Origin of the sequence: Pseudomonas sp. PDM16 (genome assembly GCF_014851865.1) — a bacterium.
Taxonomy (GTDB): domain Bacteria; phylum Pseudomonadota; class Gammaproteobacteria; order Pseudomonadales; family Pseudomonadaceae; genus Aquipseudomonas.
Map to the genome: position 1 here is coordinate 102,741 of NZ_JACVAM010000006.1, position 24,777 is coordinate 127,517.

Sequence of the window (24,777 nt, forward strand, 5' to 3'; positions counted from 1 at the left end):
GGAAGCCGGCCAGAACCCTCGCGGCGATGCGCCGCTCACATGAGGGGCAGAAACGAGAGAGACCGTCAGGCCGGAGCCGCCCTCAATGCACGGAAAAGCGCTGCTGCAGTGCTCTCAGGATGGCGAACACCCAGGGCCAGAGCAAGGCGCTGATCAGTGCCGGCAGGACGAAGGCCAGGGTTGGCGGCCGATTGCCCGCCAATGCATTGAGCCAGAGCTGCACCAGCTGGGCGATGCCGAAGACGACCAGCAATACCAAGCTCTGCTGCCACATGGGGAACATTTGCAGCCGCCGGTGCAGAGACAGCACCAGGAAGGTGATCAGAGTCAGGATCAGCGCGTTCTGCCCCAGCAGCGAGCCAAACAGCACATCCTCGACCAGCCCGAGACACCAGGCACTGATCATTCCTATGCGATGCGGCAGCGCCAGCACCCAGAAAGAGAGAAACAGGGCAAGCCAGAGCGGGCGGCCGATCTCCATGAATTGCGGAACAGGAGCGACGCCAAGCAGAAGCGCCAATATCAGCGTGGCCCATACCACCCAGCCATTGCGAGCCCTTGCCAACGCCATCACTGCGCCTCCCGTTCTGTTGTCGGCGCGGCAGTTGCCGCTGGTGGCGTAGCGCCAGGCTGCACAGGCGTAGAAGGCGCGGGAGCGACTCCGGACTGCCGGGCTGTATCGGTAGCCTGGCGATCAACGGCCTCTTGAGCTTCCGCCGCCTCGGTAGCACGCTCCTCCGGAGTTCGTTCATCGGTAAACACCAGCAGCATGTAGCGGCTGCGGTTGAGCGCGGCCGTGGGTACGGCACGGACGATGGCAAAGGGCTGACCGGAATCGTGGATGACGTCGCTTACCGTGGCCACCGGGTAACCCGCCGGGAAGCGCTGCCCCATGCCGGAGCTGACCAGCAGATCGCCCTCTTTTATATCAGCCGTGTCTGCCACATGGCGCAGCTCCAGGCGCTCAGGGTTGCCGCCACCGGCGGCGATGGCCCGCAGGCCATTGCGGTTTACCTGCACGGGAATACTGTGATTGGTATCGGTGAGCAACAGGACTCGAGCGGTGTAAGGCATTACCTCGACCACCTGGCCCATCAGCCCGCGGGCGTCGAGCACCGGCTGGCCGATGAACACGCCATCCTTCTCGCCTTTGTCGATCAAGATGCGATGGGTAAAGGGATTGGGGTCGACGCCGATCAGCTCGGTAACCAGCACCCGTTCGTCCACCAGCGCCGCGGAGTTGAGCAGCTCACGCAGACGCACGTTCTGTTCGGTGAGGGTGGCCAGTTTCTGCAGGCGTCCCTGCATCAGCAGCGCCTCGGCCTTGAGCTTCTCGTTCTCCGCCGCCAGTTCGCTGCGGCTGGTGAACTGCTGGGTAGCCGCCTCCCACAGGGTAAGAGGCATGCGGGCGATGCGATAGGCAGGCTCGGTGATGACACCAACCTGTGAGCGCAGCGGATGAAGCACCTGGAAACGCGCATCCACCACCATCAACACGACCGAGAGCACGACCAGCACCAGCAGTCGCACGCCCAGCGAGGGTCCTTTGGCAAATAGCGGTTTGATGGCAGCTATCCTCTGCTGGCAGCTAGAAAACACAAAGCCGGAAGGACCAGCTTCCGGCTTCGGCTCACATCGGGAAAGATCACTCGGTGGACAGCAAGTCCATGGAGTGACGATCCATCATTTCCAGTGCACGGCCACCACCACGCGCCACGCAGGTCAGCGGGTCTTCGGCGACGATCACCGGCAGGCCGGTTTCCTGTGCCAGCAGCTTGTCCAAGTCGCGCAACAGCGCGCCGCCACCGGTCAGTACCAGGCCGCGCTCGGCGATATCCGACGCCAGCTCCGGCGGGGACTGCTCCAGGGCGCTCTTGACCGCCTGCACGATGGTCGCCAGGGACTCCTGCAGAGCCTCCAGCACCTCGTTGGAGTTCAAGGTGAAGCTGCGCGGCACGCCTTCGGCCAGGTTGCGACCACGGACATCGACTTCACGCACATCGCCACCGGCGTAGGCAGTACCGATTTCCTGCTTGATACGCTCGGCGGTGGATTCGCCGATCAGCGAGCCGTAGTTGCGGCGCACGTAGGTGATGATGGCTTCGTCGAAGCGATCACCGCCAACACGCACGGATTCGGCGTAAACCACACCGTTCAGAGAAATCAGGGCGATTTCAGTGGTACCACCACCGATATCGACAACCATCGAACCACGGGCCTCTTCGACCGGCAGGCCGGCACCGATGGCAGCAGCCATCGGCTCTTCGATCAGGAACACTTCACGCGCACCGGCACCAAGGGCAGATTCGCGGATGGCACGGCGCTCCACCTGGGTAGACTTGCACGGCACGCAGATGAGCACGCGCGGCGACGGCTGCAGGAAGCTGTTCTCGTGAACCTTGTTGATGAAGTACTGCAGCATCTTCTCGCAGACGCTGAAGTCGGCGATCACGCCGTCTTTCATCGGACGAATGGCAGAGATGTTGCCCGGAGTACGACCCAGCATGCGCTTGGCCTCGGTACCGACGGCCACCACGGATTTCTGGTTGCCACTGCTACGAATGGCGACCACGGAGGGTTCATTGAGGACGATGCCACGCTCGCGGACATAGATCAGGGTATTGGCAGTGCCCAGGTCGATCGACAGATCGCTGGAAAACATGCCACGCAGTTTCTTGAACATGAGAAAGAAGCCCTAGACAGAGCGCGATGAAAACGCTGGGTAAAAAAGTGCGGCAAACTCTAACAACGAGCGACCTTTTGGGCAAGGCGCGTCATGTGCTAAATTGCCCGCTTTTCCGGGCCTTTAGGCCCTCAAAACGCGGCATCTGACCGCCTAGTGCGGCGTCCGTTCCCTGCCCGGTTTCCGCTTGGTCACCGCCCGCTTCCTGGAGAATCACGATGGCGCTCGAGCGCTCCGACGTGGAAAAAATCGCCCATCTGGCCCGCCTCGGCCTGACCGAGGACGAGATTCCACAAACCACCGCGACCCTCAACAACATCCTCGGCCTGGTCGATGCCATGCAGTCAGTCGACACCACCGACGTCGAGCCACTGGCCCACCCGTTGGAAGCCACCCAGCGCCTGCGCGCCGACGCCGTGAGCGAACAGAATCAGCGTGATGCCTACCAGGCGATCGCTCCGGCCGTGGAAAACGGCCTGTACCTCGTGCCGAAAGTCATCGAATAAAAGGAAAGGGTTTCCCCATGCATCAACTGACCCTGGCCGAGATCGCCCGCGGCCTGAAGGACAAGACCTTCTCCTCCGCCGAGCTGACCGGCGCCCTGCTGGCCCGCATCCAGCAGCTCGACCCGCAACTGAACAGTTTCATCACCGTCACCGAGGAGCTGGCCCTGAGCCAGGCCCAGGCCGCCGACGCCCGTCGCGCCAGTGGTGAAGACGCCGCCCTGCTCGGCGCGCCGATCGGCCACAAGGATCTGTTCTGCACCAAGGGTGTGCTGACCAGCTGCGGCTCGAAGATCCTCACCGGCTTCAAGGCGCCCTACGACGCCACCGTGGTCGACAAACTGGCCGCCGCCGGCACCGTGACCCTCGGCAAGCTGAACATGGACGAGTTCGCCATGGGCTCGGCCAACGAATCCAGCCACTATGGCGCGGTGAAGAACCCCTGGGACCTGACCCGCGTACCGGGCGGTTCCTCCGGCGGTAGCGCCGCCGCCGTGGCCGCGCGCCTGCTACCGGCCGCCACCGGCACCGACACCGGCGGCTCGATCCGCCAGCCGGCCGCGCTAACCAACCTCACCGGGATCAAGCCGACATACGGCCGCGTCTCCCGCTGGGGCATGATCGCCTACGCCTCCAGCCTCGACCAGGGCGGCCCGCTGGCTCGCACTGCCGAGGACTGCGCGTTGCTGCTCGGCGCCATGGCCGGCTTCGACCCGAAGGACTCGACCAGCGTCGACCAGTCCGTCGATAACTATGTCGCCGCCCTCAGCCAACCACTGGCCGGCCTGCGCATCGGCCTGCCCAAGGAATACTTCGGCGCCGGCCTCGACGCCCGCATCGGCGAGAAGGTGATGGCAGTGGTCGAGGAGCTGAAGAAGCTCGGCGCCACGGTCAAGGACATCAGCTTGCCGAACATGCAGCACGCCATCCCGGCCTATTACGTGATCGCCCCGGCGGAAGCCAGCTCCAACCTGTCGCGCTTCGACGGCGTACGCTTCGGCTACCGCTGCGAAGACCCGAAAGACCTGCAGGATCTGTACAAGCGCTCCCGTGGCGAAGGCTTCGGCGCAGAGGTCAAACGCCGCATCATGGTCGGCACCTACGCCCTGTCCGCCGGCTACTACGACGCCTACTACATCAAGGCCCAGCAGATTCGCCGCCTGATCAAGAACGACTTCGTCGCCGCCTTCAAGGATGTCGACGTGATCCTCGGCCCAACCACGCCGAACCTGGCCTGGAAGCTCGGCGAGAAGAATGCCGATCCGGTTTCCGCCTATCTGGAAGACATCTACACCATCACCGCCAACCTGGCCGGCATCCCCGGCCTGTCGATGCCCGCCGGCTTCGTCGACGGTCTGCCGGTCGGCGTACAGTTGCTCGGCAACTACTTCCAGGAAGGTCGTCTGCTCAATGTCGCGCACCAGTACCAGCAGGTCAGCGACTGGCATAAACAAGCACCGAGCGGATTCTGAGGAAGGATTACGACATGCAATGGGAAACCGTGATCGGGCTTGAGATCCACGCTCAGCTCAGCACCCAATCGAAGATATTCTCCGGCAGCGCCACCACCTTCGGCGCCGAGCCCAACACCCAGGCCAGCCTAGTCGACCTCGGCATGCCCGGCACCCTGCCGGTGCTGAACGCCGAAGCCGTGCGCATGGCTTGCCAGTTCGGCCTGGCCATCGACGCCGAAATCGCGCCGACCAACGTCTTCGCGCGCAAGAACTACTTCTACCCGGACCTGCCGAAGGGCTACCAGACCAGCCAGATGGACCACCCCATCGTCGGCAAGGGCTTCCTCGACATCACCCTGGAAGACGGCACCGTCAAGCGCATCGGCATCACCCGCGCACACCTGGAAGAGGACGCTGGCAAGAGCCTGCACGAAGACTTCCAGGGCATGAGCGGCATCGACCTGAACCGCGCCGGCACGCCGTTACTGGAAATCGTCTCCGAGCCGGACATCCGTTCCGCCAAGGAAGCCGTGGCCTACGTGAAAGCCATCCACGCCCTGGTGCGCTACCTCGGCATCTGCGACGGCAACATGGCCGAAGGCTCGCTGCGCTGCGACTGCAACGTTTCGGTACGCCCCAAGGGCCAGGCCGAGTTCGGCACCCGTGCCGAGATCAAGAACGTCAACTCGTTCCGCTTCATCGAGAAAGCCATCAACCATGAAGTGCAGCGGCAGATCGAGCTGATCGAAGACGGCGGCAAGGTGGTCCAGGAAACCCGCCTGTACGACCCGAACAAGGACCAGACGCGTTCCATGCGCAGCAAGGAAGAAGCCAACGACTACCGTTACTTCCCCTGCCCCGACCTGCTGCCAGTGGTGATCGAACAGAGCTTCCTCGACGACCTGCGCGGCAAGCTGCCCGAGCTGCCACCGCAGAAGCGCGAGCGCTTCGAGAGCCAGTTCGGCCTGTCCACCTACGACGCCAGCGTATTGAGCGCGAGCCGTGAGCTGGCCGACTACTTCGAAGCGGTCGAAAAAACCTGCGGCGACGCCAAGCTGGCCGCCAACTGGGTAATGGGCGAGCTGTCCAGCCTGCTCAACAAGGACAATCTGGAGATCGAGCAGTCGCCGGTATCAGCCGAACAACTGGGCGGCATGATTCTGCGCATCAAGGACAACACCATCAGCGGCAAGATCGCCAAGATGGTCTTCGAAGCCCTGGCCGCCGGTGAAGGCGCCAGCGCCGACGAAGTGATCGAGAAGAAAGGCCTCAAGCAGGTCACCGACTCCGGTGCCATCGAGGCCATGCTGGACGAGATGCTGGCGGCCAACGCCGAGCAGGTTGAACAGTATCGCGCCGCCGACGAGGCCAAGCGCGGCAAGATGTTCGGCTTCTTCGTCGGCCAGGCTATGAAGGCCTCCAAGGGCAAGGCCAACCCCGGCCAGGTCAACGAGTTGCTGAAGAAGAAGCTCGAGGGCTGAGCCCTCCTGAGCTGAACCGATCAACGCCGGGCTTGCCCGGCGTTGGTTTATTCGCAGAGCGGATGACCACCCGCGAAACGACGCCCCGCGTTTCCACCAAAGCAGGTGGATGTGCTTCGACATCCACCCCACAAGAGAGTTCGCATGCCTAAAAGCGTTCTGCTACTCGCCGGCCTCATCCTGATACTCGCCGGCTGCGCCAGCCAGGGCGTCGTCGACCCGCATGGCTATCGCGCTGAAGGCCAGGCCTCCTGGTATGGCGCCAAGCACCAGGGACGCAAGACCGCCAGCGGTGAACGCTTTGATCAGAATGCGCTGACGGCCGCCCACCGAGAACTACCATTCGGTACCCGGGTACGGGTGACCAACCTGAACAACGACAAGCGTGTCATCGTCCGCATCAACGACCGCGGCCCGACCTCACGCAAGCGAGTGATCGATGTGTCCCGGCAAGCCGCCGAACAGCTCGATATGCTGCGTAGCGGCGTGGCGCCAGTACGCCTCGAAACCCTCGAATAATGCGCGGCACCATCGGAGAGCAAGCATGAACGAAGAGAAGAAAAGTGGCCTGCAGGTACGTCGCGAGGTGATGGGCGATGCATTCGTCGACCGTGCTCTGAACAACGCCACCGACTTCACCCAGCCCCTGCAGGAGTTCGTCAACGAACACGCCTGGGGCGGCGTCTGGACCCGTGAAGGTCTGGACCGCAAGACCCGCAGCCTGATCACTCTCGCCGCCCTCACCGCGCTGAAGTGCCCACAGGAGCTGAAAGGCCACGTACGTGGCGCGCTGAACAACGGCTGTACAGTGGAAGAAATCCGCGAAGCCTTGCTGCACTGCGCCGTGTATGCAGGCGTGCCAGCGGCCATCGATGCCTTCCGGGCTGCCCAGGAAGTGCTCGCCGAGCAAGCGTGACGCAGCGCACAAAGCGCTCGAATTTCACCAAACTGAACCGCTCGCCAGTGTGGCGGGCAGGCGCATAATTCCGACCCTCGACAGGCAGTGCTGTCGGCGCCGCGGACGCAATGTCCGTACCTTCATAAGCAGGGATGTTTATGCTCGCCTCGCTCAAGTCGGCCACGCGCCGCACCTTCTCCATATTCGCCTTCGTTATTTTCGGTGTGCTGCGCCTGGCGCACTGGCTGCTTTCTGCCCTGGTCGGCAGCTGGCATCCACCGCTGTGGCTACGCAAGCTGTGGCAGGGGCTGTGCTCCTGCGGCCGCTGGCTGCGCGCACGCCCCGGCAAGACTGCCGCCGGCCTGGCCGTGCTGGCCCTGCTCGGCGCCGCCGGTGCCTACGCCTGGCACTGGTACAAGAACCTGCCGGTGCCGCACACCGTGGCCTACTCGGTGCACGCACCGAACCTGACCGGTTACCAGCACGAACCGATCAGCATCGACACCCTGCGCGTCGACTTCCACGAATCCGCCGCACCGCTGGAAGCAATCGGCAAGGAAGTCCACGAGGGCATCAGCCTGCAGCCGGCCGTCAAAGGTGCCTGGCACTGGGCCAACGACCGCAGCCTGGTATTCACCCCGGCCGGCGACTGGCCGATCGACCAGGCTTATCAGGTCACCCTGAATGAAGAAGGCCTGCTGGCCGATGGCGTACTGCTCGACCAGTACCAGTTCGATCTGCGCACCAAGCCGTTCACCGCCAACGTAGCTGGTCGCGAGCTGTACCAGGACCCGGTGGTACCGAGCCTTAAGAAGCTGGTGGCGACCATCAACTTCTCCCACCCGGTCAATGAAGAATCCTTCCGCCAGCGCGTCTCGATCAGCCTGGACCGAGGCCTGGAATACCGGGACAAGGACGTGGCACCGACGCCGGAGATCAGCTTCGCCAAGAACAAACTGGCGGCCTACGTGCACTCCGCACCACTGGCCACCCCGCTGGAAACAGCCAACGTCAGCCTGCAGGTGGAAAAAGGCATCCAGGCCCGCGATGGCGGCAACGCCAGCAGCCAGCAACTGCACACTTCCGTCAGCGTGCCGGGGCGCTATCGCCTGACCTTCAGCGCCAGCAATATCCAGTTCGTCGACAACGACCGTGGCGAACCGGAGCCGGTACTGATGTTCAGCAGCTCCAGCGCGGTGAGCGACGAGGCCATCGCCAAGCATGTGCAGGTCTGGCTGCTGCCCAAGAAAGACGATCAAGGTCGCGAATACTGGGATGAGTCGCGCGTCGACGAACAAACGCTGGCCAGCGCCGAACGCGTGAAGCTGACCCATGTACCCAGCGTCGAGCCGCTGAACAGCCTGCACGCCTTCAAGTTCAAGGCCGAGCCGGGTCGCTACCTCTATGTGAAAGTGGCAGCCAAGGTCGAGGCGGTCGGTGGCTACCTGGCCAAGGACCCGACCTTCAGCCTGCTGCAGATGCCCAAATATCCGCGCGCCCTGGCCTTCCTTTCCGAGGGGGCGCTGCTCAGCCTGAACGGCGAGAAGCAACTGGGCATCCTCGGTCGCGGCGTACCCGGCGCCCAGGTGGAGATTTCGCGCCTGCTGCCCGGCCAGCTGCATCACCTGGTGGACCAGAACTACGGCAACTTCGCCCGCCCCGAAGTCAGCAACAGCTACTTCGACCGCCTGGTGGAACGCATGGAGGTCAAGCTGTCGCTGGACGCCAGCGATCCTTCGAAGACCCAATACAGCCATGTCGACCTGGCGCCCTACCTGAGCGCCGAAGGCGGCCGGCGCGGCATCTTCGTGATCAAGCTCAGCTCCGAGGATGACCCGAGCCAGGACACCTTCGATTACTACTACGATGACAACCCGACCCGCGACCTGCGCTTCGTGGTGGTCACCGACCTCGGCATCATCGCCAAACGCAGCAGCGACGGCAGCCACGACCTGTTCGTCCAATCGATCAGCCAGGGTGGTCCGGTAGCCGGTGCCGAGGTGCAGATCCTCGGCCGCAACGGCCTGCCGGTGGCCAGTGCCTACACCGATGGCAATGGCCAGGCGCACTTCGCCAAGCTCGACGAGTTGCGCCGCGAGAAGACCCCGCTGATGTACGTGGTCAACCATGGCAACGACCAGTCCTTCCTGCCGGTAGCGACCAGCCAGTACCGCCTCGACCTGTCGCGCTTCGAGGTCGGCGGCCAGTACGAGAATGGCGAGCCGGACCGCCTCGGCGCCTACCTGTTCAGCGACCGCGGCCTGTATCGCCCGGGCGAGACCGCACATCTGGGCATGATCGTCCGCACCGCCAACTGGAGCGGCCAGCTGCAGGGCCTGCCGGTGGAACTGGACGTGCGCGACCCGCGCGGCCAGAGCGTGCTGCGTCAGCAGCTGAAGCTCTCTGCCAGCGGCTTCGAGAGCCTCGACTTCCACAGCAGCGAGGCGGCACCAGCCGGCACTTACACCGCCAGCCTGAGCCTGATCGACGAAGACGAGCGGCGCACCGTGCTGGGCAATGTCGACTTCAAGATGCGCGACTTCGAGCCGGACCGCATGAAGGTCACCGCCACCCTGGCAAAAGCACCGGTGAAGGGCTGGATCGCCCCCGAGCAGGTCGAGGCCAAGGTCAAGGCCATGCACCTGTTCGGCGCGCCAGCCTCCGCCCGCCGGGTCACCGCCGAGATGACCCTGTCGCCGGCCTACGCGGCCTTCGATCAGTACGCCGACTACCGCTTCCGCATCACCAACTCGCTGAATGACAGCAGCACCGAGGAACTGGCCGAGGGCCAGACCGACGACAACGGCGAAACCAGCCTCGACCTGCGCCTGGACCGCTACGCCGCCAGCACCTATCGCCTGAGCCTGCTGGCCCGGGTGTTCGAGGCCGAGGGTGGGCGCAACGTTGCCGCCCAGAGCAGCCTGATGGTGTCTTCCGCACCCTGGCTGGCGGGGGTCAAGAGCGTCGACTCGCTGGACTACGTGAGCAAGGGCGCCAAGCGCGAAGTCGAGTGGCTGGCCATCGGCCCCGACCTCAAGCCACTGGCGGTGGACGGCCTGTCCACCGAACTGGTCGAGCACCGCTACGTGTCGGTGCTGGTCAAGCAGTCCAACGGCACCTACAAGTACCAGTCGCGAATCAAGAACATCCCGCTGGGCAGCCAGCCGCTGAGCATTGGCGCGAGCGGCACGAAGCAGACACTGAACACCAGCGAGCCCGGCGACTTCACCCTGACCCTCAAGGCCGCCGACGGCACGCCGCTGAACCAGGTCGACTACAGCGTGGCCGGCCACGGCAACGCCAGTCGCTCGCTGGAGCGCAACGCCGAGCTGCAGCTGCGCCTGAACCAGGACGCCTACGCCCAGGGCGACGAGGTCGAAATCAGCATCCGCGCGCCCTACACCGGCGCCGGCCTGATCACCATCGAGCGCGACAAGGTCTATGCCCACCAGTGGTTCAAGGCCGACAGCACCAGCAGCGTGCAGCGCATCCGCCTGCCCGCCGGGCTGGAGGGCAATGCCTACGTCAACGTACAGTTCGTGCGCGACAGCGCCTCGCCCGAGGTGTACATGAGCCCGCTGTCCTACGGGGTGGCGCCGCTGCGCATCAAGCTGGACGCGCGGCGCATTCCGCTGCAGGTCAGCGCTGCCGAACATATCGAGCCGGGCCAGGCGCTGGACATCAGGGTCAGCACCGACCGTCCTGGCCGCGCCGTGGTTTACGCCATCGACGAAGGCATCCTGCAGGTCGCGCGCTACAAGGCGCCGGACCCGCTGGCGCAGTTCTTCCAGAAACGCGCCCTGGAAGTGCAGACCAGCCAGATCCTCGACCTGTTGCTGCCCGAGTTCAGCCGCCTGCTCGACGCCGCGGCTGCCGGCGGTGACGGCGAGGACCTGCTCGGTGCTCACCTCAACCCGTTCAAGCGCAAGCGCAAGCCGCCGGTGGCCTACTGGTCCGGCCTGGTCGACCTGCAAGCCGGCGACAACGACTTCCGCTACAACGTGCCGGACTACTTCAACGGCAAGCTGCACCTGTTCGTGGTGGCGGTGGACGACGCGCGTATCGGCGTGGTCGAAGGCGCCACCGAGGTACGCGGTCCACTGGTGATCACGCCCAACGTGCCGGCCTTCGTCGCCCCGGGCGACGTATTCAAGGTCAGCGCCGGAGTGTTCAGCAACCTGGAGCAGCCGACCACGGTCAAGGTCAGTGTGGAGACCAGTGCCGGACTGAAGATGAAGTCCATCGACCAGGCCGAGCTGCGGCTGGCGCCGCGCAAGGAAGGCGTGGTGGAGATCGACCTGCTGGCCCAGGAAAACCTGGGCTCGGCGGACATGACCTTCGTCGCCACCCTGCCCGACGGCCGCCGCGTGAAGATCGGCGAGACCACCTCGGTACGCCCGCTGGTCGAGCGCCGCGTGGCACTGACCCTGGGTCGCACGGAAGATGCCAGCGGTGAGGTGCAGGTCAGCCGCGACCTCTACCCGCAGCTGCGTGACGTGCGCTTCGCCGCCGCCGGCTCGCCACTGGTCTGGGCCAGCGGCCTGCAGAGCTACCTGGACGACTACGGTTACAGCTGCACCGAGCAATTGGTGTCCAAGGCCATGCCGGCACTGGTCTGGGGCAGCTCGGCCACGGGCGTCGACCCGCAGGCGGTGCCGTCCTTCGACAACGCCGTACGCATCCTGCGCTCGCGGCAGAACCTGGAGGGCGGCTTCGGCCTGTGGGCGGCCAACCCGCAGGTGGCGCCGTTCGCCAGCCTGTACGCCACCGACTTCCTGATCGAAGCCAAGGAGCGTAACTTCGCGGTACCGGGCGACCTGCTCAACCGCGCCAACGGCTACCTCTCGCAACTGGCCAACGGCCCCAGCGAAGGCCTGGAGGAACTGCGCAACCGCGCCTACGCAGCCTACCTGTTGACCCGCCAGGGCGTGGTCACCAGCGGCGCGCTGGCCGATATCCGCGAGCGCTACGAAACCTTCCACAGCAAGAACTGGCAGCAGGACATCGGTGCTGCGTATCTGGCCGCCAGCTACAAACTGCTGAAGCAGGACAAGCAGGCCGACAAGCTGTTTGACCAGCAGGTGTGGCGCAATCTGGAGCAGAGCTGGAGCAGCTACGGCCTGTACTACGACCCGCTGGTGCACGACGCCGAACACCTGCGCCTGCTGGCCAAGCACTTCCCCGCCGAGCTGGACGAGGTGCCGGTGAAGCTGCTCGACGCCATGGGCCAGCGCCTCAGCGAACAGCGCTACAACTCGCTGTCCGCCGCGCTGCTGCTACGGGCGCTGGACAGCTACGGCGAGCGCGCCGAGGACGGCCTCAACCTGCGTGTCAGCGCCTGGCTGGGCAAGCAGGGTGAACAGCCCCTGCAACTGAGCGGCAAGCCGCCGGTCAGCGACGTGCCGCTGGCAGCCAAGATGCTGTTGCTGCGCAAGGACGGCGATGCCCCGGTGTTCTACATGCTCAGTGAAGGCGGTTACGACCGCGGCGCTCCGGACAAGGTGATCGCCGACGGCCTGGAAGTCACTCACGAGTACACCGACCTGAACGGCGAGCCGGTCAAGCAGGTGCGCGTCGGCGACGAGTTCCTGGTCCGCCTGCGCCTGCGCGCCAAGGACTTCGACCAGGTACAGCAGGTGGCCGTGGTCGACCTGCTGCCGGGTGGCACCGAGCCGGTGTATAACCAGCCGGCACCGGTCACCGAGCCCAGCGAGGAGGACGAGTATGCGGAGGAGAGCGAGTACGAGGAGCCCAGCTGGCTGCCGCCAGTGGGCGAGCTGGCGATGAGCGACTGGTCGCCCGAGTTCGCCGATGTGCGCGACGACCGCGTGGTGCTCTACGGCACCGTGTACCGCGACGCCGCCACCTTCGTCTACCGCGTGCGCGCCACCAACGCCGGCACCTTCGGCACGCCGCCGGCCTACGCCGAAGGCATGTACGACACCACCCAGCAGGCCCGCGGCAAGGCCGGTCAACTGACCATCGTCAAACCCTGACGGCCACCTCCCGCCGTTTCGCGCGGCGGGAGTGCCCTACACCCAATCGGATAGGCAGCGCATGAACCGATCACTGCTTTTTCTGCTGCTTGGCATCGTCCTGCCGGCATTTGCCGAGCAGCTACCGGTCGACGTCGTCACCTTCATCGACGACCACCAGAACTGCGAGCACTTCAGCGGCGAGGAACCTTATGACGAGGAGCGCCGGGCCTTTCTGAACGAGCAACTGCAGGGCTGCGACCAACTAGAGAGCCGCCGCGCCACGCTGCAGCAGCGCTATGCCAGAGACCCCAAACTCCTGCGCCGCCTGGAGCAGTACCCACCGCTCTGACCACCATGCCCGCCCTCACCCACCTCTCCCGCAGCTGGCGCCACCTCGGCCTTCTACTACTGGCCGGCGCCGGCCTGTTGCTGATCCTACGCCTGTGGCCGCATGCACCGCTGCGCGAGGCGGCGCCGCTGTCGCGCATGGTGCTGGCGGAGAACGGCGAACTGCTGCGCATGACCCTGGCCAACGACGGCCAGTACCGCCTGTGGGTGCCGCTGGAGCGTATCGCGCCGGCCATGGTCGAGACGCTGCTGCTCAAGGAGGATCGCCACTTCTACCGGCATCCGGGCGTCGACCCCACTGCGCTGCTGCGCGCGGCCATGGCCACCTATGGCGGCGGGATGCGCCAGGGTGGCTCGACCCTGAGCATGCAGCTGGCCAGGCGCCTGTACGACCTCAACTCGCGGCAGATCCCCGGCAAGCTGCAGCAGATCGCCCTGGCGCTATGGATCGAGGCGCGCCACAGCAAGCACGACATCCTCGAGGCCTATCTCAACCTGGCCCCCATGGGCGGCAATATCGAGGGCGTCGAGGCTGCCAGCCGCATCTACTTCGGCAAGGCGGCGGAACAGCTGTCGCTCAGCGAGGCCCTGGCCCTGGCTGTAATTCCCCAGCAACCGGGGCGCGGCCAGTTCGGCCCGGCGCTGCAGCGCGCGCGCCTGCAACTGATGGCTCAGTGGCGCCGCGAGCATGTCGACGACCCACGCAACGACGGCCTGCTGGGGCTGCCGCTGCAGGCCCGCACCCGGCGGCAATTGGCATTCCGCGCGCCGCACCTGAGCGAGCAACTGCTGGCCAGCCACGCTGGCAACGAACTGCACAGCACCATCGACCCACGCTTGCAGCGGCGCCTGGAACAGTTGGTCAGCCAGTTCGTCGACGACCAGCGCAAGCTGGGGGTGCGCAACGCCACGGCGATCCTGGTGGACAGCCGCGACCAGGCGGTGAAAGCGCTGGTCGGTTCGGCGGACTACTTCGATGCGAGCATCCATGGCCAGGTCAACGGCGTGCAGTCGCGCCGCTCGCCGGGCTCGACGCTCAAGCCCTTCCTCTACGGTCTGGCTCTGGACCAGGGCGTGATCCAGCCGATGAGCATCCTCAAGGACGCCCCCAGCGCCTTCGGCGCCTTCCAGCCGGAGAACTTCGACGGCAAGTTCGCCGGCCCGCTGACTGCCCTGGACGCGCTGATCCGCAGCCGCAATGTGCCGGCCGTGTGGCTGGCCAGCCAGCTCCGCCAGCCATCGCTGCATGGCCTGTTGCAACGCGCCGGCATCAAGGGCCTGCGTGAAGAGGAGTTCTACGGCCTGGCCCTGGCCCTCGGCGGCGGCGAGCTGACCCCGGCTGAACTGGCCAGGCTGTACCTGATGCTGGCCGGCGACGGCCGCCTGCGGCCACTGCGCTGGACCCGTGAGGACCGCAGCGAACCGGGTGCCCAGTTGCTGTCGCCACAGGCAGCCTTCATGGTCCGCGACATGCTGCGCCACAACCCACGCCCGGACGGCCTGCCCACCGACGCCCGCGGCCGCGATTGGCCAGTGGCCTGGAAGACCGGCACCTCCTGGGGCTTTCACGACGCCTGGAGCGCCGGCCTGGTCGGGCCCTACGTGCTGGTGGTGTGGGTCGGCAACTTCGACGCCACGCCGAACCCGGCCTTCGTCGGCATCAAGACCGCCGCGCCGCTGTTCTTCCGCATCGCCGATGCCCTGCCGCTGGCCCTGCCGGAGGTACGCGCTCCGGCCGACCGGCCGCCGCCGGGGCTGACCCGCGTCGAGGTCTGCGCCGCCTCCGGCGAGTTGCCCAATCGCTGGTGCCCGCAGACCCGCAAGACCTGGTACATCCCCGGCGTCTCGCCGATCCGCGTGTCGAACCTGCACCGCCCGGTGATGGTCGACCGGCAGACCGGCAAGGCCGCCTGCCCGCCCTTCAACCCGGCGACCAGCGAGCTGCAGGTGTTCGAATTCTGGCCGTCAGACCTGCAGCGCCTGTTCATCGCCGCCGGCCTGCCACGGCGCACGCCACCGGACGCCCAGCGCGACTGCCAGGTGCAGGCCGCCATCGATACCCGCGAGGCGCCGCGCATCACCTCGCCGCTGACCCAGGTGACCTACAGCCTGCGCCTGTCGCAACCGCAGGAGAGCATCAGCCTGGCCGCCCATGCCGCCGCCGATGCACGTTTGCTGTACTGGTTCGCTGACCACACCCTGGTCGGTCAGGGCTCGCCGCAGGCCGCCCTGCAATGGCGGCCCGAGCGTTCGGGGCAATACCGCATTCGGGTCAGTGACGACCAGGGCCGCAGCACCAGCCGGGCGCTGCAGGTGGAGTTCCTGCCGTAAGAGCAGGATCAGAATCTGTTTAGGGTCTTTTGAGCTAGAGCCAGGCAAGGCGAGATTGGGCGAGGACGCGGAGTTTACGAGCTGTAAATGAGCAGTCCGAGCCCAATCTCAACGCAGCATGGCCGACGATCAAGAGATCCTAGACAGATTCTCAGATCCAGCCGCCCCACTGCAGCACAAACAGGCCGATGTTGGTGGTGACCACCGCGACCAGGGTGGTGATCACGATGATCGCTGCCGCCAGCTCGTGGTTGGCACCGGCGGCGCGGGCCATGACGAAGCTGGCCGCCGCCGTCGGGCTGGCGAAGAACAGGAAGAGAATGGCCAGCTCGGCGTTGCGAAAGCCCAGGGCGAAGGCGCCGGCCGTGGCGAGAATCGGCAGCCAGACCATCTTCATCAGGCTGGAACCGATGGCCAGACCGCTACTGGCGCGCAGGGAGGCCAGCGACAGGGTGCCGCCGATGCAGATCAGCGCCAGCGGCAGGGTCAGCTCGGCCAGGTACTGGCCGGAAGTGGTCAGCCAGCCCGGCAGGGCGATCTTCCAGTAGGCGAAGGGAATCGCCGACAGCACGCCGATGATCAGCGGGTTGCGCAGGATGCTCTTGAAGATCGCCAGGGGGTTGGTGTTGCCGTTGGGGTTGTAGACCTCCAGCACGATCACCGAGAGCGTGTTGTAGCAGAGGATCACCACCCCACCGAGGATGCCGCCCAGCGACAGGCCGTAGTCGCCGTACAGGCTGGTGGCCAGGGCCAGGCCGATGATGCCGTTATTGCCACGGAACGCGCCCTGCACGTAGACCCCGCGCTCGGCGTGCGGTACCCGCCAGATCGCCCAGCCCCAGACCAGCAGGAAGCCCGCCACGGTGGCCAACGCGAAGTAGCCGAGCACCGCCGGCTGCAAGGCGGTCGACAAATCAGCATGCAGGATGGCGAGGAACAGCATCACCGGCATGCTGACATTGAAGGTCAGCTGCGAGGCGGTATGGATGAAGTGATCGTCGATCTGCCCCAGGCGCCTGAGCAGCACACCGAGGAACAGCATGGAGAACACCGGGATGGTGATCGTGAGGGTTTGCAGAAAGACAGCCAGCATGCGCGCCCCGGCGAGTTAGTTAGGCGGCTAATGATACCAGCGAAACGCTCTGGAATGGCGGATGCCGAGACGATCGGCATCCGCCACGCCGATCAGAACAGCGGCAGGCTGTAGCTGACGATCAGGCGGTTCTCGTCCTGATCACGCTGGGTCGGGGAACCACTGCCGGAGGCCGGCAGCTCACTGCGCAGCACGGCGTTGCGCCAGGACAGACCGAGGCCCTTGAAGGTACCGCTGGGGACCACGTAGGACAGGGTGATGTCGCGCTCCCACTCGCCCTTGTCGCCCTGGTTGGTCTTGATGTTGTCGCCGCTCAGGTACACGGTGTTGAAGGTCAGCCCTGGCACACCGAGCTGGGCGAAATCGTAGCCGTAGCGCACCTGCCAGGTACGCTCGCCGGCGCGCTGGAACTTGCCGATCTGCACGTCGGTGCTGAGGTAGGACGAGGAGCCCTCGCCGTCGCCACGGTTGAAGAACGGGAAGTCGCTGTCGCCATTCACCACCTGGTAGCCGGCGCCGATGCTGTGGCCGCTAACCACGTAGGTGAACAGGCCGCTGAGCACGCGGTTGTCGACTTCGCCACGGGTCACCCCGCCGCCGTAGTAGCCGCTGGCGACGTAGCCATCGGCCCGCCCGGCGGCGCTGCCGTTCTTGCCGTCCGAGTCACTATCGAAGGCGCGCAGGTCGGTCTTCAGCACGCCGGGGCCGATGGCCCAGTTGTGTTGCAGGCCGACAAAGTGCTGGGCGTAGAAGTCTTCCAGGTTGCCGTAGTAGTACTGCAGGGTGAGGTCCTTGTTCACCTTGTAGTCGCCGCCGGCGTAGTAGAACTGGTTGCTGTCGCGCGAGGTGGCCGCGCTGCCGTTGGCGCCGGCGATGGTCAGGCCGCGCTGGTCGGTGGAGTTGCGGCCCTTGGAATGCTCCAGGCGGCCGGCGACCAGGGTGAAGTTTTCCAGATCGGTCGAAGTCACCTGGCCACCCTCGTAGGTGGTCGGCAGCAGGCGGCCGTCGTTGGCGATCACCACCGGCAGCTTGGGCTGCAGGGTGCCGTAACGGAACTCGGTGTTGGAGACCTTGGCCTTGGCGGTCAGGCCCAGGCTGCCGAATTGGTCCACGGCATCGCCGTTGCGCTCGGACGGAAAGATCGTGCCGCCCTGCTGGCTGCTGGACTCGTAGTGAGTGCCACTGCCGCTGTCCAGGCGCACGCCGAGCAGGCCGAGGGCGTCGACGCCGAAGCCGACCGTGCCCTGGGTGTAGCCGGATGTGTAGTTAAGCATGAAGCCCTGCCCCCACTCCTCCTGCCGGCTCGGCGCGGCGGTGCCTTCGCGGTTGTCGGCGTTGATGTAGAAGTTGCGCAGGTTGAGGGTCGCCTTGCTGTCTTCGATGAAACCGGCGGCGCCGGCCTGCAGGGCGAAGCTGCCGGCCAGCGCGGAGGTGATGGCAGCGGCGAGTGCGGAGTTTTTCATTGTTGTCTCCTTGGGGTGCAGAAACCCGCTGCGGCGTGTTGGCAGGCCGCAGTCACGGGATGGGGAAGAAAAGGTCACCGCAGCCATTGCCAGCGCTGCGGTGACAAGCGTGGTCAGGTGATCGGCGCCGGGTTGAACAGCGTCAGGTCGTTGTGCAGACGCAGCCGCTCGGCGCAGGTTTCGCTGCGGCCGCTGGCGACGTCGAGGTACAGCTGGAAGATTTCCCAGCCCAGTTCGTCGAGGCTGACGCGACCGGAGGTGATGCGCCCGGCATCGACATCGATCAGGTCCGGCCAGCGCTCGGCCAGCTGGGTGCGCGTGGCCACCTTGATCACCGGGACCATGGCCAGCCCGTAGGGCGTGCCGCGGCCGGTGGTGAAGATGTGCAGGTTCATGCCGGCCGCCAGTTGCAGGGTGCCACAGACGAAGTCGCTGGCCGGGGTGGCGCAGTACTGCAGACCACGACCCTTGACCCGCTCACCGGGCGCAACCACGCCAGCGATGGCGCTGTTGCCGGACTTGGCGATCGAGCCCATGGCCTTCTCGACGATGTTGTTCAATCCGCCCTTCTTGTTGCCGGGCGTGGTGTTGGCGCTGCGATCAGCCATGCCGCGCTCCAGGTAGCGGTCGTACCACTCCATCTCGCGCACCAGCGCCTCGGCCACCTCGGGAGTAGCCGCACGCGGGGTGAGCAGATGGATGCCGTCGCGCACCTCGGTGTTCTCGGAGAACATCACCGTGGCGCCGGCCCGCACCAGCAGGTCGGCGGCCACGCCAAGAGCCGGGTTGGCAGTGATGCCGGAGAAGGCATCGCTGCCGCCGCACTGCATGCCGACCACCAGTTCAGAGGCCGGGCAGGTCTCGCGGCGGCGCTGATCAAGCACTTTGAAGCGCGCCTCGATCAGTTCGAGAATCTGCTCGACCATGCCAGTGAAGCCGGTGCTGGAGTCCTGCAGGCGGAACAGCCAGTCCTCCTCGTCCATGCCCGAGGTCATCGCGTCGCCCGGCATCAGCTGGCTGGCCTGCAGCTTCTCGCAACCGAGGCTGATCACCAGCGCCTGGCCGCCGAGGTTGGGGTTGCGGCTGATGTTGTGCAGGGTGCGGATCGGGATCACCGCATCCGGTGCGGTAATCGCCACCCCGCAGCCGTAGGCGTGGGTCAGAGCGACCACGTCATCGACATTGGGGTACTTCGGCAGCAGCTCCTTGCGGGCCCGTTCCACACAGTGATTGAGCACCCCGGTGACGCACTGCACGGTGGTGGTCACGCCGAGGATGTTGCGCGTGCCGACCGTACCGTCCGGATTGCGAAAGCCCTCGAAGGTGTACCCCTCCAGTGGCGCCGGAGTCGGCGGCACGGCGGTGGCCATCGGCAGGTGGTCGAGCTGCGGGGCATCGGGGATGCTCAGCAGCTCCTCGCGCACCCAGGTGCCGGCGGCGATGTCGGCCAGTGCATGGCCGATCACCGTGCCGTAACGCAGTACCGCGTGGCCAGCGGGGATGTCGACCAGTGACACCTTGTGGCTCTGCGGGATCGACTCGCGCGCCTCCAGGCCGTCGGCGAAATGGCCACCGGCCGCCACGCCCTGCTCGTTCACCACCACCGCGACGTTGTCGTCCGGGTGCAGGCGGATGTGCCGGGGCGAGTTCTGATGTTGAATCAACTGCATGGTTCAGACCCTTTCACGGTAGGGGCGGTCAGGCGCTGGTAACGGGATCAGCCGAGCCGTTCGCCGACGACTTTTTTACCGGCAGCCCATCATCATCCTCGCGCAGTTCGACGCGCTGGATCTTGCCGACGATGAACAGGTAGCTGATCACCGCCACCAGGGCGTTGGCGCCAACGTAGACCAGGGCCCACTTGAACGAACCGGTGGCCGCGATGATGTAGCCGATGACGATCGGCGTGGTGATCGAGGCGATGTTGCCGAAGGTGTTGAACAGGCCACCGGACAGACCGGCGATCTGCTTCGGCGAAGTATCCGCCACCACCGCCCAGCCCAGCGCACCGATGCCCTTGCCGAAGAACGCCAGGCTCATGAAGCCGATGACCATCCACTCGGCCGACACGTAGTTGCAGAACACCATGGTCGTCGACATCAGCAGGCCGAGCACGATCGGCAGCTTGCGGGCGAAGGTCAGCGAGTGACCACGGCGCAGCAGCCAGTCGGAGATCAGGCCGCCGAGCACCCCACCGATGAAGCCGCAGATGGCCGGCAGGGAGGCGACAAAACCGGCCTTGAGGATGGTCATGCCGCGCTCCTGCACCAGGTACACCGGGAACCAGGTGAGGAAGAAGTAGGTGATGCCGTTGATGCAGTACTGGCCCAGGTACACGCCGAGCAGCATGCGGTTGGTCAGCAGCTGTTTGACATAGCTCCACTTGGGGCCGCCACCGGCCTTCTTCTGGTCCATGTCGACCAGGCCGCCATTGGCCGCAATGTACTCGTACTCGTTGCGGCTGATACGCGGATGGTCTTTCGGGTTGTAGATGGTCTTCATCCAGATGCCGGAGAAGATGATGCCCAGCACACCCATGACGATGAACACGTGTTCCCAGCCATAGGAGTGCACGATCCAGCCCATCAGCGGAGCGAACAGCGCGGTAGCGAAGTACTGCGCGGAGTTGAAGATAGCCGAGGCGGTGCCGCGTTCGGCCGTCGGGAACCAGGCGGCGACGATGCGCGCATTGCCGGGGAACGACGGTGCTTCGGCGAAGCCGACCAGGAAGCGCATGACGAACAGGGTGACCACGGCCCAGGCCACTGGCATCACGCCAACGAAGCCCTGCAGCAGGGTGAACAGCGACCAGATGAAGATGCCGGCCGCGTAGACGCGTTTGGAGCCGAAGCGGTCGAGCAGCCAGCCGCCCGGGATCTGGCCGATCACATAGGCCCAGCCGAACGCGGAGAAGATATAGCCGAGGGTCACGGCATCGAAGCCGAGATCCTTCTGCATGCTGGATCCGGCGATGGAGATGGTGGCGCGGTCGGCGTAGTTGATCGTGGTCACGAGGAACAGCATGAGCAGAATCAAATAACGCACGCGCGAAGATTTCGTCTCTTGCATGACGGGTACTCCCACTAATTATTTTTGTCGCGGGTTCTTTATTTGGGAATCCACCGCCATCGTCAGGCAGACGAGCGGCAGTGGATTGGTGCGTCCGTCAGGACGCGATGTAGCTGGTTTTGACGGTCGTGTAGAACTCCTGGGCGTAACGACCCTGTTCGCGCGGCCCGTACGACGAGCCTTTGCGACCACCGAACGGCACGTGGTAATCCACGCCCGCGGTCGGCAGGTTGACCATGACCATCCCGGCCTGGGCATGACGCTTGAAGTGGTTGGCGTACTTCAGCGAGGTGGTGGCGATGCCCGCCGACAGACCGAATTCGGTGTCGTTGGACAGGGCCAGGGCTTCGTCGTAGTCCTTCACGCGGATCACACTGGCCACCGGACCGAAGATTTCCTCGCGGTTGATGCGCATATTCGCGGTGGTGTCGGCGAACAGCGCCGGCGCCATGAAGTAGCCCTCGGTGGCGCAGGTCACCCGCTCACCACCGGTGACCAGACGAGCGCCTTCGTCCACGCCGATGCCGACATAGGACAGATCCTGCTCGAGCTGGGCGGCGGACACCACCGGACCAATGTCGGTACCCTCGGCCAGCGCATGACCGACGCGGATCGAACGCATGCGTTCGGCCATGGCCTCGATGAAGCGCGGGTAGATGCCTTCGGTGACGATCAGGCGGCTCGACGCGGTGCAGCGCTGGCCGGTGGAGTAGAACGCGCTCTGCACCGACAGCTCGACAGCGGCCTTGAGGTCGGCGTCATCGAGGATGATCTGCGGGTTCTTGCCGCCCATCTCCAGCTGCACCTTGGCACCACGGGCCACGCACTGCTCGGCGATACGCCGACCGACGCCAACCGAACCGGTGAAGCTGACCGCGGCGATGCCGGGGTTCTTCACCAGCGCTTCGCCGATCACGCTGCCACGGCCCATCACCAGGTTGAACACACCCGCCGGGAAACCCGCACGGGAGATGATCTCGGCCAGGGCCCAGGCACAGCCCGGCACCAGATCGGCCGGTTTGAACACCACGCAATTGCCGTAGGCCAGGGCCGGAGCGATCTTCCACGCCGGAATGGCGATGGGGAAGTTCCACGGCGTGATCAGGCCGACCACGCCGATGGGCTCGCGGGTGACTTCGACACTCACGCCCGGCCGTACCGACGGCACCAGGTCGCCGGATAGGCGCAGGCATTCGCCGGCGAAGAACTTGAAGATGTTGCCGGCACGCGCCACTTCGCCGATCGCTTCGGGCAGGGTCTTGCCCTCTTCCCGGGCGAGCAGCGCACCGAGCTCGGCACGGCGCGCGAGAATCTCGCTGCCGACCTTGTCCAGCGCATCGGCACGCACCTGCACATTGCTCACCGACCAGGCCGGGAAGGCCTGTTCGGCGGCCTGCACGGCGGCATCGAGCTGGGCAGCACCCGCCTGGGCATAGTCACCGATCACCTCGCCGAGATCCGACGGGTTGATGTTGGCGGCGTAGCCCTCGGCGGCGAGCCACTCGCCACCGATGTAGTTGTCGTATTTCTGCGTCATCGCATCGCTCTCCGCGGCTTACTGCGGGCCGAGTTTCTTGATCAGCACGCCCAGCTCTTCCACTTCGGCCTCGGTCATGTCGACCAGCGGCGCACGCACCGGCCCCGCGTCGTAACCGGCCAGGCGAGCGCCGGCCTTGACGATGCTCACCGCGTAGCCGCCACGGCGGTTGCGCAGTTCCAGGTAGGGCAGGAAGAAGGTGTCGATCAGGCGACCAACAGTCTCGTGGTCGTCACGGGCGATGGCGTTGTAGAACTCGATCGCGGTACGCGGGATGAAGTTGAACACCGCCGAGCTGTACACCGGCACGCCGAGGGCCTTGTAAGCGGCGGCATAGACTTCCGCAGTCGGCAGGCCGCCGAGGTAGGTCAGGCGCTCGCCGAGGCGACGGCGAATCTGCACCATCGGCTCGATCTCGCCGACACCATCCTTGAAGCCGATCAGGTTCGGGCAGCGATCGGCGAGGATTTCCAGGCTGTCGGCGGTCAGGCGGCAGACGTTGCGGTTGTACACCACCACGCCGCTGTCGATGGAACGGCAGACCTGCTCGATGTGAGCGATCAGGCCCTCCTGGCAGGTTTCGGTGAGGTAGTGCGGCATCAGCAGGATGCCGGCGGCACCGAGGCGCTCGGCCTCCTGGGCGTAGGCGATGGCCTGACGGGTGGAGCCGCCGGCGCCAGCGAGGATCGGCACCTGGCCACGGCAGGTATCCACCGCCACCTTGATGATTTCAGAGAATTCCTTCGGCTCCAGCGAGAAGATCTCGCCAGTACCGCCGGCAGCGAATAGAGCGCTGGCGCCGTAGGGCGCCAGCCAGTCCAGGCGACGGGCGTAGGTGTCTGCGCGGAAGTTGCCTTGCGCATCGAAGTCGGTCACGGGGAACGACAGGAGCCCGGACGAGAGGGTGGACTTCAGTTCTTGTGGATTCATTGTTGGATCACCCTGCAAAACGATTTCTGAATGAGGTACAGCACAGTCGGCTTGTGGCGTCGTGTTGTCAGTCATCGTACAACTACAAATTGAACGCGACAAGTCATACGACCTCATCCGTTCGTCGTATCAGGCTTTCAGGGATTCGGCGGCTTCGTGGGCGCGGCGCAGCCGCTCGCGACTGTTGGTCAGGTGCAGGCGCATGGCGGCACGGGCGGCATCGCTGTCGCCACGGGCGATGGCGGCGTAGATGTCCTCGTGCTCCTGGTTCACCCGCTCGAGGTAGTGGCGCTGATCGTCATGGGCGATACGCGCAGAGTTCACCCGGGTGCGCGGGATGATGCTGGTACCCAGGTGATTCATGATGTCGGTGAAATAACCGTTGCCGGTGGCTTCGGCGATGCACAGGTGAAACTGGAAGTCCGATACCACTGCATCGCCGCCATGGCTTTCGCTCAGGTGCAGGGCATCGAGCATCTCGCGCATACGCTGCAACTGCTCTGGGCTGCGGCGCTGGGCGGCGAGGCCGGCGGACTCCACTTCCAGGCTGATGCGCAGCTCCAGCAGGGCTAGCACGTCACGCAGGGTGACGATGGTCGCCGGATCGACGCGGAATGGACCATCGCTGGGCAGCGTGAGCACGAACGTGCCGATGCCGTGACGGGTCTCGGCCAGTCCCGCCGCCTGCAGGCGCGAGATCGCCTCGCGCACCACGGTACGACTGACACCGTGCTCGCTCATCATCGCCGACTCGGTGGGCAGCTTCTCCCCCGGTTTGATCGCACCCTCGCGAATGCGCTCGGTGAGGGTGGCCACCAGTTCCTGAGCAAGGCTGCGGGGACGTTTGCGAGGTTGCGGTGTGGACATGGGCAAAAGGGTGCTGAGCTATGGGAAGACCATCATAGCCCAGGCAGTCGTACGACAACTACCGTCAGGACTGAGCAGCCCGTAGGGTGCGCCATGCGCACCGGCAATCCCGCGAGTGGTCAGAGGTGCGCATGGCACCCTG

General features: G+C 65.4%; 18 protein-coding genes. 8 read left to right on the forward strand and 10 right to left on the reverse strand.

The window, feature by feature from the left end; translation table 11 throughout:
- Positions 1–82 precede the first annotated feature (82 nt).
- The 3 genes from mreD to mreB form a co-directional block, all read right to left on the reverse strand.
- Positions 83–571: a rod shape-determining protein MreD gene (gene mreD, locus IB234_RS19935; RefSeq protein WP_192321233.1), complete on the reverse strand. Its 489-nt coding sequence runs from the start codon at positions 569–571 to the stop codon at positions 83–85.
- Entirely contained in the window at positions 571–1,518 is a 948-nt protein-coding gene (mreC, locus tag IB234_RS19940) for a rod shape-determining protein MreC (RefSeq protein ID WP_412547938.1), read from the reverse strand. Before mreC ends, mreD begins: the two co-directional genes overlap by 1 nt.
- A 127-nt stretch (positions 1,519–1,645) precedes the next feature.
- Positions 1,646–2,683: a rod shape-determining protein MreB gene (gene mreB, locus IB234_RS19945; RefSeq protein WP_021701292.1), complete on the reverse strand. Its 1,038-nt coding sequence runs from the start codon at positions 2,681–2,683 to the stop codon at positions 1,646–1,648.
- Positions 2,684–2,901: 218 nt separating this feature from the next.
- Here mreB and gatC point away from each other — a divergent pair, with 218 nt between their 5' ends.
- The 8 genes from gatC (at position 2,902) to pbpC (ending at position 15,676) form a co-directional block, all read left to right on the forward strand.
- The gene (gatC, locus tag IB234_RS19950; RefSeq protein ID WP_192321235.1) at positions 2,902–3,189 is read left to right on the forward strand and encodes an Asp-tRNA(Asn)/Glu-tRNA(Gln) amidotransferase subunit GatC; all 288 of its coding nucleotides are present in this window, start codon (positions 2,902–2,904) and stop codon (positions 3,187–3,189) included.
- 17 nt (positions 3,190–3,206) lie between these two features.
- A complete protein-coding gene (gene gatA, locus IB234_RS19955) occupies positions 3,207–4,658 on the forward strand; it encodes an Asp-tRNA(Asn)/Glu-tRNA(Gln) amidotransferase subunit GatA (RefSeq protein ID WP_192321237.1) in 1,452 nt (483 codons plus the stop codon).
- 14 nt (positions 4,659–4,672) lie between these two features.
- The gene (gene gatB / locus IB234_RS19960) at positions 4,673–6,121 is read left to right on the forward strand and encodes an Asp-tRNA(Asn)/Glu-tRNA(Gln) amidotransferase subunit GatB (protein WP_192321239.1); all 1,449 of its coding nucleotides are present in this window, start codon (positions 4,673–4,675) and stop codon (positions 6,119–6,121) included.
- A 144-nt stretch (positions 6,122–6,265) separates the two neighbouring features.
- The gene (locus IB234_RS19965) at positions 6,266–6,640 is read left to right on the forward strand and encodes a septal ring lytic transglycosylase RlpA family protein (RefSeq protein ID WP_192321241.1); all 375 of its coding nucleotides are present in this window, start codon (positions 6,266–6,268) and stop codon (positions 6,638–6,640) included.
- 25 nt (positions 6,641–6,665) lie between these two features.
- Positions 6,666–7,037, forward strand: coding sequence for a 4-carboxymuconolactone decarboxylase (gene pcaC, locus IB234_RS19970; protein ID WP_192321243.1), 372 nt, complete (start codon positions 6,666–6,668; stop codon positions 7,035–7,037).
- A gap of 140 nt (positions 7,038–7,177) precedes the next feature.
- Positions 7,178–13,015: an alpha-2-macroglobulin family protein gene (locus tag IB234_RS19975; RefSeq protein WP_192321245.1), complete on the forward strand. Its 5,838-nt coding sequence runs from the start codon at positions 7,178–7,180 to the stop codon at positions 13,013–13,015.
- Positions 13,016–13,076: 61 nt separating this feature from the next.
- Positions 13,077–13,346 carry a hypothetical protein gene (locus IB234_RS19980; RefSeq protein WP_192321247.1) on the forward strand — a complete coding sequence of 90 codons (270 nt, stop codon included), beginning with the start codon at positions 13,077–13,079 and terminating at the stop codon, positions 13,344–13,346.
- A 5-nt stretch (positions 13,347–13,351) separates the two neighbouring features.
- On the forward strand, positions 13,352–15,676 hold the full coding sequence (pbpC, locus tag IB234_RS19985) for a penicillin-binding protein 1C (protein ID WP_192321249.1): 2,325 nt from the start codon (positions 13,352–13,354) through the stop codon (positions 15,674–15,676).
- Between the two features lie 151 nt (positions 15,677–15,827).
- On the opposite strand, the gene IB234_RS19990 is transcribed toward pbpC, so the two are convergent.
- The 7 genes from IB234_RS19990 to IB234_RS20020 form a co-directional block, all read right to left on the reverse strand.
- Positions 15,828–16,769, reverse strand: coding sequence for an AEC family transporter (locus tag IB234_RS19990; protein WP_192321252.1), 942 nt, complete (start codon positions 16,767–16,769; stop codon positions 15,828–15,830).
- A gap of 92 nt (positions 16,770–16,861) precedes the next feature.
- A complete protein-coding gene (locus IB234_RS19995; RefSeq protein WP_192321254.1) occupies positions 16,862–18,232 on the reverse strand; it encodes an OprD family porin in 1,371 nt (456 codons plus the stop codon).
- 113 nt (positions 18,233–18,345) lie between these two features.
- Positions 18,346–19,902 (reverse strand): galactarate dehydratase, encoded by a 1,557-nt coding sequence (gene garD, locus IB234_RS20000; RefSeq protein ID WP_192321256.1) that lies wholly within the window; start codon positions 19,900–19,902, stop codon positions 18,346–18,348.
- A 28-nt stretch (positions 19,903–19,930) separates the two neighbouring features.
- Entirely contained in the window at positions 19,931–21,301 is a 1,371-nt protein-coding gene (locus IB234_RS20005) for an MFS transporter (protein WP_192321258.1), read from the reverse strand.
- A gap of 97 nt (positions 21,302–21,398) precedes the next feature.
- Positions 21,399–22,838, reverse strand: coding sequence for an aldehyde dehydrogenase family protein (locus IB234_RS20010; RefSeq protein ID WP_192321260.1), 1,440 nt, complete (start codon positions 22,836–22,838; stop codon positions 21,399–21,401).
- An 18-nt stretch (positions 22,839–22,856) separates the two neighbouring features.
- On the reverse strand, positions 22,857–23,768 hold the full coding sequence (kdgD, locus tag IB234_RS20015) for a 5-dehydro-4-deoxyglucarate dehydratase (RefSeq protein ID WP_192321263.1): 912 nt from the start codon (positions 23,766–23,768) through the stop codon (positions 22,857–22,859).
- Between the two features lie 129 nt (positions 23,769–23,897).
- The gene (locus IB234_RS20020; RefSeq protein WP_192321265.1) at positions 23,898–24,635 is read right to left on the reverse strand and encodes a FadR/GntR family transcriptional regulator; all 738 of its coding nucleotides are present in this window, start codon (positions 24,633–24,635) and stop codon (positions 23,898–23,900) included.
- Positions 24,636–24,777: the final 142 nt, after the last annotated feature.

Coding starts and splice junctions, on each gene's coding strand:
- IB234_RS19980 (WP_192321247.1), top strand. CDS start 13,077: ATGAACCGATCACTGCTTTTTCTGCTGCTTGGCATCGTCCTGCCGGCA.
- IB234_RS20005 (WP_192321258.1), bottom strand. CDS start 21,301: ATGCAAGAGACGAAATCTTCGCGCGTGCGTTATTTGATTCTGCTCATG.
- gatA (WP_192321237.1), top strand. CDS start 3,207: ATGCATCAACTGACCCTGGCCGAGATCGCCCGCGGCCTGAAGGACAAG.
- IB234_RS19990 (WP_192321252.1), bottom strand. CDS start 16,769: ATGCTGGCTGTCTTTCTGCAAACCCTCACGATCACCATCCCGGTGTTC.
- garD (WP_192321256.1), bottom strand. CDS start 19,902: ATGCAGTTGATTCAACATCAGAACTCGCCCCGGCACATCCGCCTGCAC.
- IB234_RS19965 (WP_192321241.1), top strand. CDS start 6,266: ATGCCTAAAAGCGTTCTGCTACTCGCCGGCCTCATCCTGATACTCGCC.
- pcaC (WP_192321243.1), top strand. CDS start 6,666: ATGAACGAAGAGAAGAAAAGTGGCCTGCAGGTACGTCGCGAGGTGATG.
- kdgD (WP_192321263.1), bottom strand. CDS start 23,768: ATGAATCCACAAGAACTGAAGTCCACCCTCTCGTCCGGGCTCCTGTCG.
- IB234_RS19995 (WP_192321254.1), bottom strand. CDS start 18,232: ATGAAAAACTCCGCACTCGCCGCTGCCATCACCTCCGCGCTGGCCGGC.
- mreD (WP_192321233.1), bottom strand. CDS start 571: ATGGCGTTGGCAAGGGCTCGCAATGGCTGGGTGGTATGGGCCACGCTG.
- mreB (WP_021701292.1), bottom strand. CDS start 2,683: ATGTTCAAGAAACTGCGTGGCATGTTTTCCAGCGATCTGTCGATCGAC.
- gatB (WP_192321239.1), top strand. CDS start 4,673: ATGCAATGGGAAACCGTGATCGGGCTTGAGATCCACGCTCAGCTCAGC.
- IB234_RS20020 (WP_192321265.1), bottom strand. CDS start 24,635: ATGTCCACACCGCAACCTCGCAAACGTCCCCGCAGCCTTGCTCAGGAA.
- IB234_RS19975 (WP_192321245.1), top strand. CDS start 7,178: ATGCTCGCCTCGCTCAAGTCGGCCACGCGCCGCACCTTCTCCATATTC.
- IB234_RS20010 (WP_192321260.1), bottom strand. CDS start 22,838: ATGACGCAGAAATACGACAACTACATCGGTGGCGAGTGGCTCGCCGCC.
- pbpC (WP_192321249.1), top strand. CDS start 13,352: ATGCCCGCCCTCACCCACCTCTCCCGCAGCTGGCGCCACCTCGGCCTT.
- gatC (WP_192321235.1), top strand. CDS start 2,902: ATGGCGCTCGAGCGCTCCGACGTGGAAAAAATCGCCCATCTGGCCCGC.